The sequence below is a fragment of the Janthinobacterium sp. PLB04 genome, assembly GCF_021165895.1.
Lineage (GTDB): Bacteria > Pseudomonadota > Gammaproteobacteria > Burkholderiales > Burkholderiaceae_D > Janthinobacterium > Janthinobacterium lividum.
The window spans coordinates 1,846,160-1,863,137 of record NZ_CP088968.1 but is presented as its reverse complement, the minus strand read 5'-3'; the positions used below and the strand labels follow the sequence as shown (position 1 = coordinate 1,863,137).

General features: G+C 64.1%; 12 protein-coding genes. 6 read left to right on the top strand and 6 right to left on the bottom strand.

The genetic code is table 11. The annotated features are described in order from the left end of the window. Positions 1 to 524 precede the first annotated feature (524 nt). A complete protein-coding gene (xseA, locus tag LSO07_RS08105) occupies positions 525 to 1,886 on the top strand; it encodes an exodeoxyribonuclease VII large subunit (protein ID WP_151093233.1) in 1,362 nt (453 codons plus the stop codon). 93 nt (positions 1,887 to 1,979) lie between these two features. Here xseA and LSO07_RS08100 read toward each other — a convergent pair whose 3' ends face one another. The 6 genes from LSO07_RS08100 to LSO07_RS08075 form a co-directional block, all read right to left on the bottom strand. Next, positions 1,980 to 4,430, bottom strand: coding sequence for a TonB-dependent receptor (locus tag LSO07_RS08100; protein WP_151093231.1), 2,451 nt, complete (start codon positions 4,428 to 4,430; stop codon positions 1,980 to 1,982). A gap of 107 nt (positions 4,431 to 4,537) precedes the next feature. Further along, complete coding sequence (locus LSO07_RS08095) at positions 4,538 to 5,590, bottom strand: ABC transporter ATP-binding protein (protein WP_151093229.1); 1,053 nt, start codon at positions 5,588 to 5,590, stop codon at positions 4,538 to 4,540. Position 5,591: 1 nt separating this feature from the next. Beyond that, on the bottom strand, positions 5,592 to 6,965 hold the full coding sequence (locus tag LSO07_RS08090) for a GH1 family beta-glucosidase (protein ID WP_151093227.1): 1,374 nt from the start codon (positions 6,963 to 6,965) through the stop codon (positions 5,592 to 5,594). Between the two features lie 26 nt (positions 6,966 to 6,991). Further along, complete coding sequence (locus LSO07_RS08085) at positions 6,992 to 7,810, bottom strand: carbohydrate ABC transporter permease (RefSeq protein ID WP_151093225.1); 819 nt, start codon at positions 7,808 to 7,810, stop codon at positions 6,992 to 6,994. Then, positions 7,807 to 8,796: a carbohydrate ABC transporter permease gene (locus LSO07_RS08080; protein ID WP_225317211.1), complete on the bottom strand. Its 990-nt coding sequence runs from the start codon at positions 8,794 to 8,796 to the stop codon at positions 7,807 to 7,809. The genes LSO07_RS08085 and LSO07_RS08080 overlap by 4 nt, the downstream gene beginning before the upstream one ends. 7 nt (positions 8,797 to 8,803) lie before the next feature. Next, positions 8,804 to 10,093, bottom strand: coding sequence for an extracellular solute-binding protein (locus LSO07_RS08075; RefSeq protein WP_151093223.1), 1,290 nt, complete (start codon positions 10,091 to 10,093; stop codon positions 8,804 to 8,806). A gap of 422 nt (positions 10,094 to 10,515) precedes the next feature. Between LSO07_RS08075 and LSO07_RS08070 the strand changes: the two genes are divergently transcribed. The 5 genes from LSO07_RS08070 (at position 10,516) to LSO07_RS08050 (ending at position 16,978) form a co-directional block, all read left to right on the top strand. Further along, positions 10,516 to 11,535, top strand: coding sequence for a LacI family DNA-binding transcriptional regulator (locus LSO07_RS08070; protein WP_034751748.1), 1,020 nt, complete (start codon positions 10,516 to 10,518; stop codon positions 11,533 to 11,535). Positions 11,536 to 11,864: 329 nt separating this feature from the next. Next, complete coding sequence (locus LSO07_RS08065; RefSeq protein WP_034751750.1) at positions 11,865 to 12,443, top strand: superoxide dismutase; 579 nt, start codon at positions 11,865 to 11,867, stop codon at positions 12,441 to 12,443. A 118-nt stretch (positions 12,444 to 12,561) separates the two neighbouring features. Then, entirely contained in the window at positions 12,562 to 15,534 is a 2,973-nt protein-coding gene (locus LSO07_RS08060) for a sensor histidine kinase (RefSeq protein ID WP_151093222.1), read from the top strand. Positions 15,535 to 15,651: 117 nt separating this feature from the next. Next, positions 15,652 to 16,023 (top strand): lysozyme inhibitor LprI family protein, encoded by a 372-nt coding sequence (locus LSO07_RS08055; protein WP_034782071.1) that lies wholly within the window; start codon positions 15,652 to 15,654, stop codon positions 16,021 to 16,023. Between the two features lie 79 nt (positions 16,024 to 16,102). Continuing rightward, positions 16,103 to 16,978 (top strand): Kdo hydroxylase family protein, encoded by an 876-nt coding sequence (locus LSO07_RS08050; protein ID WP_151093221.1) that lies wholly within the window; start codon positions 16,103 to 16,105, stop codon positions 16,976 to 16,978.

Sequence of the window (16,978 nt, the reverse complement as noted above, 5' to 3'; positions counted from 1 at the left end):
TGCACACATTCTGTGGATAAGATTGTGAGCAAGGCGTACGGCGTGATGCTATACCCTTGATTTATATGGCTATTTTTATGCTGCGCAAAATTCAGGCAAGCCATGCCATGGGCGTTCCAGTGGATAAATCAGGCGCTGTGCCAGAGTTCTGCACATTTTTTGTGGATAAGATTGTGCGCAAGGCCATGCATGGCATACTAAGCGCTTGATTCCTATACACTTTATTTCCGTGCGCAAAAATGTAGCACGGCACTTTTATCGCTCAATGCTGGCTTGTCAGGCAACGTTTGTCCAAGGCAAAAAGTTCCGCACACTTTCTGTGGATAACTTTGTGCGTAAGTGGCAGGGGCTTTACTGATGTGCTTGATATTAAAGGTTTTTTTCCCTGTGCACGCAAATCAGGCATACAGGAATTCATCATGAAATCAAATACTTAGAAATAGAACTTGTTGTTTTGCACGATATATGACATAAGCATGACCTCGCCGATAATATGTGGACAGTTCCCTCCCCCATAGCACCAGATGATGACCGATACTCCAACTGACAGCGGCTTTGCCGCCCCGCCCGTGCTGACCGTCAGCACCCTGAACCAGGCCGTCGCGCGCCTGCTCGAGCGCTCGTTTCCCCTGACGTGGATCGCCGGCGAGATTTCCAACTTCACGCGCGCCGCGTCCGGCCACTGGTATTTCACATTAAAAGATGATGGCGCCCAGGTGCGCGCCGTGATGTTCCGCGGTCGCGCCCAGTTTGCCGGCTTCACGCCGCGCGAAGGCGACAAGGTGGAAGTGCGCGCCCTCGTCACCCTGTACGGCGCGCGCGGCGATTACCAGATCAACGTGGAAGCCATCCGCCGCGCCGGCGTGGGGGCCCTGTATGAAGCGTTCCAGCGCCTGAAGGAAAAGCTGGCCGCGCAGGGACTGTTCGACCAGGAACGCAAGCGCGCCATCCCCATGTTCGCGCGCAGCATCGGCATCGTCACCAGCCCGCAGGCGGCCGCCCTGCGCGACGTGCTGATCGCCCTCAAGCGCCGCGCGCCGCACGTCTCCATCATCCTCTACCCCACGCCCGTCCAGGGGCAGCAGGCGCCGGAAAAGATCGCGCACGCCATCCGCACGGCATCCACAAGGGCCGAGTGCGACGTGCTGCTGGTGTGCCGTGGCGGCGGCAGTATCGAAGATTTGTGGTCGTTCAACGATGAAGCCGTGGCCCATGCGATTGCCGACTGTTCCATGCCCGTGATCAGCGGCGTGGGACACGAGACTGATTTCACCATCGCCGACTTCGCGGCCGACCTGCGCGCAGCCACGCCGACAGCGGCGGCCGAACTGGCGGCCACGCCGCGCGCCGACTGGATGGCTTCCCTGCGCGCCGATGCGGCCGACCTGCGCCGCGCCATGCGCCGGAGCCTCGACGACGCGGCGCAGACCCTGGACCGCCACAGCCGCCGCCTGCTCAACCCGAAGGCGCAGCTGCAGCAGCAGCGTTTGCAGCTGCTGGCCCTGTCGACAGCCATGACGCATGCGGCGCGCGCGCCCGTGAACCAGTCGCAGTACGCGCTCGAACGCCTGCGTGCGCGCTGGGCGGCCTTGCGGCCCGACGTCGCGGCGCCGCGCGCGCGCCTGGAAGAAATGCAGCGGCGCCGCGGCGCGGCCATGACACAGCAGCTGGGACAGCGGCGCCACCGCCTCGACGGCCTGGCGGCGCAGCTGGAGCTGTTGAATCCCCAGCGCACCCTGGAACGCGGCTACGCCATCCTGCGCGATGAAAAAGGCGCGATCGTGCGCTCGCCGGCGCAGCTGCAGGCGCGCCAGAACGTCAATGTGCGCCTGGCCGAAGGCAGCGCGCAGATCGGCATCGCCAGCGTGCAAGCGAGTTTGGAATAAACGCTGGAATAAAAAAGGCCGGGGAAGCTCCCCGGCCCAACACCTACCCTACTGAGTGGACTGCTACTGCAACTGCTCTTTCACCCTACGCCATCAGAACTTCATCGACACGCGCGCGCCAAAGGTGCGCGGCGCATTGTAGAAGGCGCCGTATATCTGCTGCGTGGGCTGGCATGGCATGCCGACGTCCGTGCAGATTTCATTGACGTCAAGCTTGACCGCCTTGTCCGTGGCGTTCTGCACGAACGCCTCCACCGTATAGGCCTTGTTCGCCGGCTGGAAGCGCAGGCTCAGGTCCAGGGTCGTGTAGGCTTCCTGGCGCTTGACGCCGGCATGGCCCGGCACGTCGCCGTTGAACGCGCCCGCGCCCACATACGACATGGTTTCATAATGCACCGAGGCGCGCGGCGTGAGCTGGCCGCCGGCGACATTGAAATCATGCTCGTACTGGACGGTCGTGGAAAACTTCGGCGCATGCTTCATGGTGCTGCCGCCCACGTTCACCAATGGCGCCGTCGAACCGCAGGACTGGCCATTCGCGCGCGCCGCATCGACGTCGCACGACATGAAGTCGTCATACACGGCTTTCAGCCAGGTGGCGTTGCCCGTCAGGCGGTCGACCTTCGTTGGCCGCCACACCCATTCCGCTTCCAGGCCCTTGACGGTGGCGCCGGCCGCATTGAAGTTGGCCAGCACGCTGTTGACCACCTGCGACTCGAGCTTGTCCTTGTACTTCATCAGGAAAGCATCGAGGTTCAGCGTCAGTTCGCGGTTCAGCAGGTCCGACTTGAAGCCGATTTCATAGCTGGTCAGCTTTTCCGGCTTGGTGGTGGCGCCGCCATCGCCGATGGCAGGCGAATGGAAACCCGTCGTCACGGAACCGAACAGCAGGATATCGGAGCGCAGCTTGTACTCGATGCGGCCCAGCCAGGTGGCCTGGCCGTATTTCAGGTCGGCCGTATTGTCGCCCGGCGTATTGCCGCAGGTGGCCGCCGTGATGGCGCCGCCGGGGCCGATATTGTGCGTGTTGGCCAGGCCCGTGCCCGGCGTGACCAGCTGCGCCAGTTGATCGGGCGTGAGCACGGTGGTGCCCAGCGGCGTGTTGGCAGGCCAGTTCGGGCAGGCCCAGTTCTTGCCACCGACGTCGAATTTATGGTCTTTCGTGTAGCGCGCGCCGGCCGTCAGCTTGATCTGGTCCGTCAACTGCTGGCTGACCTGGCCGAATACGGCCTTTGATTTGAGCTGGCGGTCGCCCTGGATGAAGGACATGGACGAGGCATACTGGCCCACGGTCGGCTGCACGAAGATCACGGCGCCGTTGGCGATATCCTGCTGCACGGCGGCCTGCGAAATCTGGCTGCGGTCGATATCGAAGCGCACTTTGTTCTTTTCATTGAACAGGAACAGGCCGGCTACCCACTGGAACGGCGCATCGTCGTCCGAGCGCGCCTGCAGCTCGTGCGAATAGCTGTCGAACTGCGCCCAGTCGGTGCGGTTTTCCGACTTGAAGCCGGGGAACAGGCCCGCATCGGCATCGTTGCTGTTCTGGCGCTTGTAGCGGCTCCAGCTGCCCAGGTAGGTGAAGTCCAGCGCATCGGTCGGCTTGTAATTGAGCTTGCCCTTGTAAGTCAAAATCGACTGGTCGAGGGTGCCCGGCGTGTCGATCAGGGCCGAGCGCAGCTTCTCGCCCCGTTTCGGTTCGGCCGCCAGATACACGTTGCCGGCGCCCTGGTCGAGGAAGTAGTCGGCGATGAACGTGCCGCGCAGTTGCGGCGTGAACTTCCACAGCAGCGAGGCGCGCACGCCCATCTGGTCGCCGGCGCCATACTTGGCCGTGCCCGGCATGACGTTCGAGCCGCGGCGGAAATCCACCGTGCCGTCATGGCTATCCTTGATGGCGGCGATGCGCAGCGCCACGTCGTCGGAAAACGGGATATTGATCATGCCCTGCGTCTGCAAATGGCGCTTGTCGCCCACCGTGATGCCGGCCGAGCCCATGAACTTGGCCGTGCTCGGCGCGGCCGACACGAGGTTGACGGCGCCTGCCGTGGAATTGCGGCCGTTCAGGGTGCCCTGCGGTCCGCGCGCCACCTCGACGTGCGACAGGTCATACATCAGCGCCGTGGCGCCCTGCGGACGCGGCGAATACACGCCGTCGACATAAAAGGCGACGGCCGGGTCGCCCAGCTCCGTGTGGTTGGCCGAGCCGACACCACGCATGTAGACGTGCACGCCGCCCGAGTCGCCATGCTGCTCGACGACGAGGCTGGGCACCATGGTTGCCAGCGACGCCAGATCCTTGACCTGGTTGTTTTGCAGGGTGTCCTGGTTGAAGGCGGTGACGGCCAGCGGCGTCTCCTGCACGAAGGTATTGCGGCGCGTGGCCGTGACGACGATGCGGTCCATCTGTTCTGAGGCCGGTTTTGCCGCGTCCGTAGCTGCCGCTTCCTGGGCCATGGCGGCGCCGCTGCCCAGCAAGATGAACTGGGCGAATGTCGCATGCGCCAGGCTGAGGGCGATGGTATTGCGTTTGAGCTGTTGCATTGTTGTTGTCTCCTGTACCGCTGGTTGAATGATGATCACATAGCTCTTTGGCTACTGCTGCACATTTTTTGGGTGTCAATCTGAAGTCATGTCGCCTCCGTGCGGGGTCAATGGGTAGCCACGGCGCGCCCGGCCGTGTCGAATAGAAAGGCATGGCCTTCTTCCGGCGCAAAGCCGATGGCGCTGCCCTGCGCCAGCGCGTGGCGCGCCTCGCCGTGCAGCTTGATGGCCACCGCATGCGGTCTGCCGTCAATACCGCCATCGAGCGTCGCGTGGATGATTTGCGCATCGCCCAGCTGCTCGATCAGCGTGACGGTGGCGCCGTAGCCCTCCTCGCGCGGCACCAGGCGCAGGTGTTCCGGACGTATGCCGACCAGCATGCCCGCCTCGCCACCGAGCTGGCTGGCCAGCGCCGGGACGGCGGCGCACGGCAAAAAATTCATGCGCAGCGCGCCGATGAAGCCGGCCACGAACTGGCTGGCCGGATGGCGGTACAGGTCCAGGGGCGCGCCCACCTGCTCCAGGTGACCGCCGTGGAAGACGGCGACCCTGTCGCCGAGGGTCATGGCCTCGACCTGGTCGTGCGTAACGTAGATCATCGTGGTGCCCAGTTCCTGGTGCAGCTTGGCCAGCTCGATGCGCGTCTGCACGCGCAGCGATGCATCGAGGTTGGACAGCGGCTCGTCAAACAGGAATACCTTGGGCTGGCGCACGATGGAGCGGCCGATGGCCACGCGCTGGCGTTCGCCGCCGGACAATGCCTTGGGTTTGCGGTCGAGCAGGTGCGTGATCTGCAAAATCTCGGCCACCTTGCCGACGGCAGCGCGCACCTCGGCTTCCCCCTTGCCCGCCAGTTTCAAGGCAAAACCCATGTTGTCGCGCGCCGTCATGTGCGGATACAGGGCGTAGCTCTGGAAGACCATGGCGATGCCCCGCTCCGCCGGCGCCACGTCGTTGGCCAGCAGGTCGCCGATGCGCAGCTGGCCCGCGCTGATGTCTTCCAGTCCCGCGATCATGCGCAGCAGGGTCGACTTGCCGCAGCCGGACGGTCCCACGAAGACCATGAATTCGCCGTCATGGATATCAAGGTCCAGGCCCTTGACGATTTCCGGACCGTCGCCGTAGGTCTTGCGGATGCCGCGCAGGGAAATGGCGGCCATGTCAGTGCTCCCCGGCCAGGACGGCCGCATCGGCATGCGCGGCGCGCTGCGCGGCGATGAAGTCGCGGTACCACAGGGCGCTGTCCTTGAAACTGCGCTGCTGCGTGGCGTAATCGACGTACAGCATGCCGAAGCGCTTGGCGTAGCCGGAGTTCCACTCGAAGTTATCCATCAGGCTCCAGTAGAAATAGCCGCGCACGTCGATGCCTTGCGCGATCACGGCGCGCAAGGCGTCCAGGTGCAGTTGCACGTACTCGATGCGCGGTTCGTCATGAATCTTGCCGTCGACGGGCTTGTCGGCAACGGCCATGCCGTTTTCCGTGATGTAGACGGGCGGCAGCCGGTATTCGCGGTGCAGGCCAACGAGCAGCTCCGTCAAGCCTTGCGGATAGGTTTCCCAGCCCATGTCGTTGACCCCGAGCTTGCAGTCGGGCTTGCGCGGCGGCGTCTCGGCGCTCATGAAAGCGCGCGTGTAGTAGTTCACGCCAAGGAAATCGATAGGCTGTTTAATATCTATGAAATCGTTTTCAAATATGGATAAAGCAGAAGCGTCGGCGTGTTTCAGGGCCAGGGCCGGGTAGCGGCCCTTGAAGATGGCGTCCATATACCACTGCACCGAGCGTGCATATTCGAGTTCGGCCAGTTCGCGGTCCTGGGCGCTGTCGGTGGCCGGCGTGGCCGTCCATTGATTGAGCACGATGCCCAGCTTCGCCGGCGCATTCACCGTGCGCATGGCTTGCATGGCCAGGCCGTGCGACAGCAGCAAGTGGTGCGACACTTGCACGGCGGCGGCCGGATCGGCCATGCCCGGAGCGAACTGGCCCGTGCCGTGGCCCAGCACGGCCGTGCACCACGGTTCGTTATGGGTGGCGATGCTGACGACCTTGTGGCCGAACCGGCGCGCCACCTCGGCCGCATAGGCGGCGAAGTGGTAGCAGGTGGCGCGATTGAGCCAGCCGCCCTCGTCCTGCAGCGCTTGCGGCAAGTCCCAGTGATACAGGGTCAAATGGGCGTCGAGTCCCTTGGCGGCCAGGGCGTCGAGCAGGCGCGCATAGAAGTCGAAGCCCGCTTCGTTCCAGGCGCCGGAACCCGCCGGCTGCACGCGCGACCAGGACATGGAAAAGCGGTAGGCGTTCACGCCCAGGCTGGCGATCAGCTCCACGTCCTCGGCATAGCGGTGATAGTGGTCGCAGGCCACGTCGCCATTGCTGCCGTCGATGATCTTGCCATCCGTGTGGCTGAAGGTATCCCAGATGGATGGGCCGCGGCCGTCGATGGCGGCGGCGCCCTCGATCTGGTAGGCGCTGGTGGCCACGCCCCAGGTGAAGGTGGCGGGAAAGTTGCTGTCAATGTCGTCGTTATGCATGGTGGTCATGTCAGTGTGAGTGGATTAAAAGAGTGCTAGCCTTTGACGGCGCCCTGGGTCAGCCCTTCGATCAGGCGCTTGGAGGCAACAAAAAACATCAGCAGCAGCGGCAGCACGGCAATGGCGGCGCCCGTCATCAGCGAGCCCCACTCCGTGTTGTTGGGCGCCTGCATGCTGCGCAGGGCCAGCGGGATCGTGTAGTTCTCGACCGAGCGCATGACGACCAGCGGCGTGATGAAATTGTTCCACGAGTTGATGAAGGTGATCAGGCCCAGGGTGCCCATGGCGGGGCCGATCAGCGGCAGCACGACCCGCCAGTAGATGGCGAATTCGCCGCAGCCGTCGATGCGCGCCGCCTCGATCAGGTCCTTCGGTATCGCCGTGCCGATGTACTGGCGCATGAGGAAAATCCCCAGTGCGCCGGCCGCTCCCGGCACGTACAGGGCGCGCGGCTGGTCCAGCCAGCCGAGGAAATCCATCAGCATGAAGGTGGGGATCATGTTCATGAACGACGGGATGATCATCGACGCCATCACCAGGGTAAACAAGGGCCGCTTGAAGCGGAACTCGTACATGGCGAACGCATAGCCGCCCAGCGAGCAAAAGAACAGGGTCAGCGCCGTCGTCATCAGGGCCACATACAGGCTGATGCCGATATTGCGCCAGAATGGCAGGCGCTCCTGCAGCAGCTCGATGTTGTTCAGCAGGGCCGTGCCGAACCAGCGCGGCGGCGGCAGGCTGTAGATCTCGGCGCTCGTGTGCGTGGCGAAGACGAACATGAAGTAGAACGGCGCGACCATGATCAGGGCGCCGATGGCCACCATGGCGTAGGCCGTCCAGCGGGTGGTTTTCATCGGACCTCCTTGCGTTCATTGCGGCTGAAGATGCGGTTGTTGACCCAGGTGGTGCTGGCGATGATGAGGAACAGCAGCCAGGAAATGGCCGACGCCGTGCCGAAGTCGCCCGAGGAAAACGCCGTCTTGTAGACGAAGATGGCCGTCGTCATCACGGACTGGCTCACGCCGCTCGATTCGGCCACCAGCACGAACGGCTCCTCGAACAGCTGCAGATTGCCCATGATGGTGAGGGTCACGGCCAGGTAGATCATGGGGCGCAGCTGCGGCAGGGTGATGTACCAGAACTGCTGGCGTTTCGAGGCGCCATCGATGGTGGCTGCTTCGTACAGGTCCTTCGGGATCACCTGCAGCGCGGACAGGTACAGCACCAGATTCCAGCCCAGGTAGCGCCAGAAAATCACGAAGGCGACGGCCGGCTTGATGAACAGCGAGCTGCCCAGCCAGTCGATCGATTCTGCCGGAAACAGGCCGCCCACCAGCGGCAGGCTGGCGCACCATTGGATCAGTACATTGATCTGCCCATAGTCGCGCGAGAACAGGGTGTTGAAGACCATGGCGATGGCCACGCTGGACGTGATGAACGGTAAAAAATAGATGCCGATCACCAGGTTGCGCGAGCGCTTGAAGCTGTTGTGGATGAAGGCCGCCAGCGGAATGGCCACCAGGTGCTGCGGCACGCCCGAGGCCAGCGCCAGCCACACGGTATTGCCCAGCGAGCGCAGGAACCACGGGTCGCTCAAGGCATACTTGTAGTTGTCCAAGCCCACCCACTGCATGGCTTCCACGCCGCTGGCCGCTTCCCACTGGTTGAACGACAAATAGATGGAAAACAGCAGCGGGAACAGACTGAAGACGGCGAACAGGATGAAGAAGGGGCTGATGAAGATGTACGGCGCCCACTGCTTCATGTTGAAGCGTTTTTTTGCGGGCCGCGCTGCCGCAGCAGCGGGCGCACCCTCGGTACAAGGCATGGAGGTAGTCATGCTGCTCCTAGCGCCGCGCGCGGTGGGTGATCAGGGCCTTGGCGTCGGCCAGGGCCGTCTTGATATCCTTGTTTTGCGCCAGCACGCTTTCCAGTTCCATGTTGACGATGTCGCGCGCCACGGCGTCGAACTTGTCGACGCGGATGACGGGGATCTTCGCTGCCGTGTCGCGCGCCAGCAGGCGCGTCTTCTGGCCGCCGAAGTACGGCTGCGGCTCGTCCATCATCGGGTCCGCATAGGCTGCCTTGAGGGCCGGGAAGGCGCCGATCTCTTTCAGCGAGTGCAGCTGGATATCCTTGTTGACGGTCATGAACTTGATGAATTCCCAGGCCTGGGTTTTATTCGCCGCCTTTTTCGGAATGCCGTAGAAGGAGCCGCCATACGACGCCAGCGCGCCGGCCGGCAAGTTCGCCGCGCGCCACTGGCCGGACGAAGCCGGCGCCAGCCACTTGGCCAGGTGGCCGCTGAGCCACGATCCCATCATCTGGCTGGCCACCTTGTCGCGTTTGAAGCCTTCGGCCCACTCGCCCGTCCAGGCCACGGTTCGCGCATCGATGCCGGCCACCCGTGCCGCCTTGGCCAGCTCGAACGCCTTCACGAAGCGGGGCGAGTCGACCAGCACCTGGCCCTTGTCGCCAAAGTAAATGCCTTCGCCATCTTTCAAATTGGCGCGGATATAGATGTCGGCCAGGTCGCTGGCGCCGGCCAGCAGATAGGTACCGGTGGCGGCCTTGAGCTTCTTGCCGGCGGCGATATACGACTCCCACGATTGCGTCAGGTCGGTTTCCTTGATGCCCGCCTTGTCCATCAGGTCCTTGCGGTAGAACAGGGTGCCCGGTCCCAGGTCGGCCGGCATGGCGCCCAGGGTACCGCGCGAACTGGTCGCCTGCACGAAGGTGAACGGCACGAACTGGGCGCGGTACTGCCCTGCCCCGTATGGCGCTTGCAGCAAATCTTCCATGCCCTTCGATTCGGCGAAGCTGCCGACATAGCGGAAGTCGATGGCCATCACGTCGGGCAGGCGCGCGCCGGCCGCCAGCGCCGTCGTCATCGAGTTATGGTGGTCGTCGATCTGCAGGCTGACCAGCTTGACCTTCACTTGCGGATACAGTTTTTCCCACAGGGGCAAGGCCGTCTTGACGGCGCGGTCCAGGTCGGGGAACGAGGCGACGGTAATCGTGGCCGGGGCCAGCGTCGGCAGGGCTGCAGCCGGCGGCACGGCTGCGGGCGCGGCGGCCACACTGACGGCCAGGGTCAGCGCTGCCAGCGGGGCGGCGCCAAGGATGCTTGACTTCATTATTTCATCTCCGTTTATTGAGCGTCTTCTATCTTGAAAACGTTTTCACAACATGTGTCCATTTAACACCGCAAAGAAAATCAAGTCAACCGAAAAAGTTGTCATTTTTATTGAAGGCAGCGTGGCAAGCGGCACGCCGTGGCGCGTTTTCTCCTATGAAAAAGCGCACAAATTCGTCATTTGCGCTGCCGTTGTTTTTTGTGAAAACGTTTTCAATCGTAGGTCGGGTTAGCGCGCAAGCGCGTAACCCGACGTGCACGGCCAACAATATGTCGGCTTACGCCCTGCGGGCTAAGCCGACCTACGCCGACCTGCAACGACCTGCACCGACCTGCGGTTGCTCGTGGCCATTTATGGTAATCTTCCGATGAAAAGGTTTTCAGAGCACTGAGAACCAGCCATCTTGATACCCAGGAATCACCTTGAACGATAGCGCCCACGCTGCTCCCCCTTCCACCCTGCTCGACGTGGCACGCCAGGCCGGCGTGTCGCCCAGCACCGTCTCGCGCATCCTGAATGGCACGGCCAGGGTCTCCGACGACAAGCGCGACGCCGTGCTGGCGGCGATCGCGCACATGAAATTCGCGCCGAACCAGATGGCGCAGGGGTTGAAAAAAGGCCGCTCGATGACCATCGGCATCGTGGTGCAGGATATTTCCAGCCCCTTCTTCGACGAAAGCCTGCGCGGCGTGGACGATGGCTTGAAGGACACGGGCTATGCGTCCGTCATCGTCAGCGGGCACTGGAATGCGCAGGAAGAGGCGGACCGCATCCGCCTGCTGCTGGCAAGAAAGGTTGACGGCATCATTTTGCTGTCGGGGCGCATCTCGGACGAGAGCGTGCTCGATTTCTCGCAGCAGCGTCCCATCGTCTCGACAGGCCGCCTGCTGGCCACGAAAAGCGCCATCGGCTTCAAGCTCGACAACGAATACGGCGCCTACCTGGCCGTGCGCCACCTGGTGGAACTGGGCCACCGGCGCATCGCCTTCGTGGCCGGCCCCGCCAACAACACGGATGCGGCCGAGCGCCTGACGGGCTACCAGCGCGCACTGCGCGAAGCGGACATCGCCATCGACCCGAAGCTGATGGTGGAAGGCGATTTCCACGAAGCAAGCGGAATGCTGGCCATGAACCATTTGTTCGATACGCAGCAGCAGTTCAGCGCCGTCTTCGCCGCCAACGACCTGTCCGCCTACGGCGTGCGCCTGTGCCTGTACCGCAAGGGCATCCGCGTGCCCGACGATATCTCGCTCGTCGGCTTCGATGACTTGCCCGGCTCGTCCTACACGACGCCGCCGCTCACCACCATCCATCAGCCCCTGTACGACATCGGCCGCATCGCCACAGAAGCGCTGCTGGGCCTGATCAATGGCGAAGCCGTGCAGGCCGCCATCCCGCCGCTGGAACTCATCGTGCGGGAAACCACTCGCCGCATCCGCTAAGGATTGCACCATGATAAACCTACTGCGCAGCCCACTCTCGGGTCGGCGTTGCTCGCTGTACTTTTTGTACAGCTGCGCTACTCAACCCGATATCGGGCTTGCTCGCTACGGTTTCTCAAGGTGCTGACGCTTCACCATATACCATTATTTTCCTGAACGAGAATCAATACGCTACCAGTATCCGCAACGCATGCGGGAATCTGCAGCAATGGCGCATCCGCTTTACAATAGTGGCTCGTTCAGCAAGAATGCCTGCTTCAAGCAAGCTTGGCTCAACCCTCCGGCCGCAGGCTGGAAGACTCCGAACATTCACCACAAAGGGACATCACATGGAACATACTCTGCCACCACTGCCGTATGAAATGGACGCTCTGGCGCCGCATATTTCGAAAGAAACCCTGGAATACCACTATGCCAAGCATCACCAGGCGTATGTCACCAACTTGAACAACCTGATCAAGGGTACCGAGTTCGAGAACCTGTCGCTGGAAGAGATCATCAAGAAATCGTCGGGCGGCATCTTCAACAATGCAGCGCAAGTATGGAACCACACCTTCTACTGGAACGGCATGAAGCCGGCCGGCGGCGGCGCGCCTGCGGGTGCCGTGGCTGACGCGATCAACGCCAAATGGTCGTCGTTCGACAAGTTCAAGGAAGAATTCACCAAGTCGTGCGTGGGCAACTTCGGTTCGGGCTGGACCTGGCTGGTGCAAAAAGCCGACGGCTCCGTCGACATCGTCAACACCTCGAACGCCGGCTGCCCGCTGACCACCGGCGACAAGCCGCTGCTGACCTGCGACGTGTGGGAACACGCCTACTATATCGACTACCGCAACCTGCGCGCCAAGTATGTGGAAACGTTCTGGGGCCTGGTCAACTGGGACTTCGTTGCCAAGAACTTCGCGTAAGCAGTTCCTGTCAACGTAAGGAGAAAAAGCCTGCGCCGCCCCGCGCGGGCTTTTTTTTGCCTGCTGAAAGGCGAGGCGCTGCGCTACAATCAGCATCTTCCCACCCCGCCCTGCCCCGATGTCCGCTCGCCTGCTGCGCCGCCTGTTGATTTTGCCCCTGCTGGCGTGCCACCTGCACGCGTGCGCGGCCGCCCCATCGCCCCTGCTGTCCGACTACACCCACAACGCCTGGGGCGCCCTGCAAGGCGCGCCCGTCGACGTACTGAAATTCGCCCAGGGCAAGGATGGCTGGCTGTGGATCGCCACGGCCACCGGCCTGTACCGCTACGATGGCGTGCGCTTCGACCGCGTCGACAGCGTGTACGGCCACCGCCTGCCGTCGAGCAATGTGCTGGGCCTGGCCACGCCGCCTGACGGCGCCGTCTGGGTCGGCTACCGCCTCGGCGGCGTCAGCGTCTTTCGCCAGGGTGCCACGCGCACGTACGGGGAAGCGGACGGCTTGCCGCCGGGCGCCGTGTTCCATATCGAGGCAGCGCCCGACGGCGCCATCTGGGTCGGCACGCGCGATGGCGCGGCGCGCCTGGCGCCGGGCGCCGACCGCTTCGTCGCGCAGGCCGCCAACGTGGGCCTGCCCGACAAGCGCGTGTACCAGATCCTGTTCGGGCGCGATGGCACGCAGTGGATGGGCACCATGCACGGCGTCTTTTTCCGCAGGCCGGGCGAGATGCGCTTTTCCCATGCCTGGCCGCGCACCATGCTCACCAGCATGGATGAAGCGCCCGATGGCGCCATCTGGGCTGTGGACGCGCAAAGCAATTACTATCGCGTGCGCACCAGCGCGCCGCGCGGCGACGCGCCCATCCGGCCCGACGCCACGGGCAACGGCATCCGCTTCGACCGCGCCGGCACCATGTGGCTGATGCAGCCCGATGGCATTGAGCGCAAGTTCGATCCTTCCGGCCCCAGCCTGCCGGCCCAGCGCCTGACGCGCCAGAACGGCATCAGCGGCCCGCTGCCGCAAACGTCGTTCCAGGACCGCGAAGGCAATCTGTGGTTCGGCACGTCGACGGGCCTGGACCGGCTGCGGCCGAACCGCCTGAAGACCCTGGCCGTCGCCGTGCCCTTCGACCATCCCGGCATGCTGCCGGGGCCCGATGGCGACGTGTGGATCGGCGACTACGTGGGCGACGTGCGCAGCTTTACCGCCGACGGAGTAAAGAAAGTGATACTGAAAGGAGCACTGGCGGCCAGCCACTGGGCGCCCGACGGCACGCTGTGGCTGGGCAACGAGCAGGAGCTGCACCATCGCGCGCGCAACGGCGCCATGACGCGCGTGGTGCCGCCCGTGCTGGGACTCGATCCGCAGGCGCTGCAGCAGGACCGCTCGGGCGCCATGTGGGCCTCGTTTTCCGGCGGCGGCCTGTTTCGCCTGAGCGAAGGAAAATGGATCGCCGACGGCGGCCTGTCCGGCCTGCCGGCGGTGCTGACCACGGCCATGGCGATGGATGGCGCCGGCACCGTCTGGCTGGGCCATGCCGACAATACGCTCAGCCTGGTGGCCGATGGCCAGCGCGCAGGCGCCGTCAAGCGGCTCGGCGCGCCCGAGGGCCTGCAGGTGGGCACCGTGCTGCAGCTGTACCGCGATGGCGAGGCGATGTGGGCCGGCGGCGAAAACGGCGTGGCCCTGTACCGCGCCGGCCGCTTCCAGATGCTGCGCGGCGCGCACGGGGCGGCGTTTCGCGGCGTATCGGGCATCGTGCGCCTGCCGGACGGCGACCTGTGGCTGCATGGCGCGGACGGCATCGACCATATCGCTGCCGCCAGCCTGGCCGCGTGGATGCGGGACGGCAGCGCTGTTACCTCGGAGCGCTTCGACGCGCTCGACGGCTTGCAGGGCCATGCCTCGCAACTGCGCCCCGTGCCGTCGCTGATCCATGCGCCCGATGGCAAGCTGTGGTTCTCCACCTCGGCCACCATCGCCATGCTGGACCCGCTGCACATCCGCCGCAACGCCCTGGCGCCGCCCGTGCAGATCCACAGCTTGCTGGCCGATGGCGTGCGTTACGCCCTGGACGATGGCAAGCCGCAGCACCTGCCGCAAGGCAGCAAGACCCTACAGATCGGCTTCACGGCCCTGAGCCTGTCGATGCCGGAACGCGTGCGCCTGCGCTACCGGCTGGCAGGCGTGGACACGGGCTGGCAGGAGGCGGTGGGACGCCGCGAAGCCTACTACACCAACCTTGCCCCCGGCAGCTACCGCTTCGACGTCACGGCCGCCAACGAAGACGGCGTGTGGAACAAGCAGGGGACAGGGCTCGACATCGTCATCGCGCCCGCCTTCGTGCAAACGCCGTGGTTCGTCGTGCTGCTGGCGCTGGGCGCCGCGCTGCTGCTGTATGGCGGCTACGTGCTGCGCATCCGCCACCTGACGCGCAATATGCAGGAACGGTTGCAGGAACGCTTGCAGGAGCGCCTGGCCGAACGCTCGCGCATCGCCCGTTCGCTGCACGACACACTGCTGCAAAGCGTGCAAGGCCTGATCCTGTCGTTCCATGCGCATGCGGACATGCTGCCCAAGGGCACGCGCGAACGGGCACGCCTCGATGGCACCCTCAACCTGGCGGACCAGCTGCTGATCGAAGGCCGCGACCAGATCATGGACTTGCGCGCCTCGGCCGAACCCGACGAACTGCGGCTGGCGCTGCAGCAATTCGGCAAGGGCCTGGCCGAGCACCGCGCGCACGCCTTCACGGTGCATGTCAGCGGCATCTGCCGGCGCCTGCAGCCGCGCGTGCACGACGAAATCTATGCCATCGCGCGCGAAGCGCTGTTCAACGCTTCGCGCTACGCCGAGGCGGCAAACATCGTGCTGGAGCTCGACTATGCGGAGCGGGCATTCACCCTGCGCGTGCGCGACGACGGCTGCGGCCTCGATGACGCCGTGGCGCAGGCGGGCCAGCGGCCCGGCCACTGGGGCCTGGTCGGCATGCGCGAGCGCGCCGCCGCCATCGGGGCCAGCCTGCGCATCGACAGCCGGCCCGGCGCCGGCACACAGATCGAAGTGAGCGTGCCGGGCCGCCTGGCCTATTGACGGCACACTTGCGGGCGCGCCCGCAAGCGTCTGCGGCCCGGATGGAAAATGTTATACGATGCGCAAGAGCGCTGCCGTGCTCGCCTATCCTGCCACACCACTTTCTGAAAGCACTCCATGAAAAAATGCCTGCTCGCCCTATTGCTCTGCGCCTCCGGCTCCGCCTTCGCCAACTCGGCCTGCGACACGCCGCGCAACGACTTCGATGGCCTGTATTGCCTCAACAAGGTGTACCAGGAAGCGGACAAGGAACTCAACGCCAACTACAAGAAACTTAGCTCCCAGCTCGATGCCGGCGGCAAGCAAAAGCTGAAATCGGGCCAGCTTTCCTGGATCAGCGAGCGCAACGAGCGATGCTCGAAAAAGGATGGCTCGGGCTTCTATGTGAACCTCGATTGCGCCACGCGCACCACCATCGAACGCGCGCAATTCCTGCAAGACCGCGTGCGCGAATGCGTGAGCGCCGGCTGCCAGAACAGCAAACTGTGAGCTGAACCTGCGCTAGCGCAAACGTGAGCGGGCGGCAGGCGCCCATACTGGCCGCTCCGATGTCTTCCCCGTTTGTGCCATGAGCAAACTCATCGACATTTCCCTGAACCAGTGGGACGCCAGCGGCAGCGCCGTGCAGCAGGCGGCGGCGCTGCAGGCACTCGAAGATGGGCAAGTGCTGCTGTTGCCCCGCCTGGGCTTCGCCCTGCGACAGGAAGAGCATGCGCTGCTGAACGGCGCGGTGGGTAACGCCAGCAGCGCCAAGAATATCAGCTGGGAACCGGCGCGCGGCGTGCGCGGCCACGGCGATGCCTACGATGCGGCCCTGCTGGCCGCGCTGATGCAGCGCTACGCGCGGCACACGCAGCGCTTGCTGGGCGGCTTGCTGCCTGGCTATTCTTCCCATCTGCAGCAAGGCAAGGGCAGCTTTCGCCCCGTGGAAATCGCCGGCCGGGCGAGTTCCTGGCGCAAGGACGATACGCGCCTGCATGTCGACAGCTTTCCCTCCTCGCCCACGCAGGGCCGGCGCATCCTGCGCGTCTTCACAAACATCCATCCGCGCGACGCACCCCGCGTGTGGAAACTGGGCGCGCCATTCGAGCAGGTGGCGCAGCATTTTTTACCCGTCGCGAAGCGTCCGCAACCCGTGCTGGCGGCCCTGCTGCAATGGCTGGGCATCACCAAGTCGCGGCGCACGCCCTACGACCACTACATGCTGCAGCTGCACGACGCCATGAAGGCCGACCTGGGCTACCAGGCGCAGGTGGAACAGCACACCCATGCGTTCGCGCCGGGCCAGACGTGGATCGTCTTCAGTGACGCCGTATCGCACGCGGCCCTGCGGGGACAGCATGCGCTGGAGCAAACCTGGCTGCTGCCGGTGCACGCCATGGCCGCCCCGCACAAATCGCCGCTGGCCATCCTCGAACGCCGGTTGCAGCGCCCGCTGGCCTAG

Coding starts and splice junctions, on each gene's coding strand:
- xseA (WP_151093233.1), top strand. CDS start 525: ATGATGACCGATACTCCAACTGACAGCGGCTTTGCCGCCCCGCCCGTG.
- LSO07_RS08100 (WP_151093231.1), bottom strand. CDS start 4,430: ATGCAACAGCTCAAACGCAATACCATCGCCCTCAGCCTGGCGCATGCG.
- LSO07_RS08095 (WP_151093229.1), bottom strand. CDS start 5,590: ATGGCCGCCATTTCCCTGCGCGGCATCCGCAAGACCTACGGCGACGGT.
- LSO07_RS08090 (WP_151093227.1), bottom strand. CDS start 6,965: ATGACCACCATGCATAACGACGACATTGACAGCAACTTTCCCGCCACC.
- LSO07_RS08085 (WP_151093225.1), bottom strand. CDS start 7,810: ATGAAAACCACCCGCTGGACGGCCTACGCCATGGTGGCCATCGGCGCC.
- LSO07_RS08080 (WP_225317211.1), bottom strand. CDS start 8,796: ATGACTACCTCCATGCCTTGTACCGAGGGTGCGCCCGCTGCTGCGGCA.
- LSO07_RS08075 (WP_151093223.1), bottom strand. CDS start 10,093: ATGAAGTCAAGCATCCTTGGCGCCGCCCCGCTGGCAGCGCTGACCCTG.
- LSO07_RS08065 (WP_034751750.1), top strand. CDS start 11,865: ATGGAACATACTCTGCCACCACTGCCGTATGAAATGGACGCTCTGGCG.
- LSO07_RS08060 (WP_151093222.1), top strand. CDS start 12,562: ATGTCCGCTCGCCTGCTGCGCCGCCTGTTGATTTTGCCCCTGCTGGCG.
- LSO07_RS08055 (WP_034782071.1), top strand. CDS start 15,652: ATGAAAAAATGCCTGCTCGCCCTATTGCTCTGCGCCTCCGGCTCCGCC.
- LSO07_RS08050 (WP_151093221.1), top strand. CDS start 16,103: ATGAGCAAACTCATCGACATTTCCCTGAACCAGTGGGACGCCAGCGGC.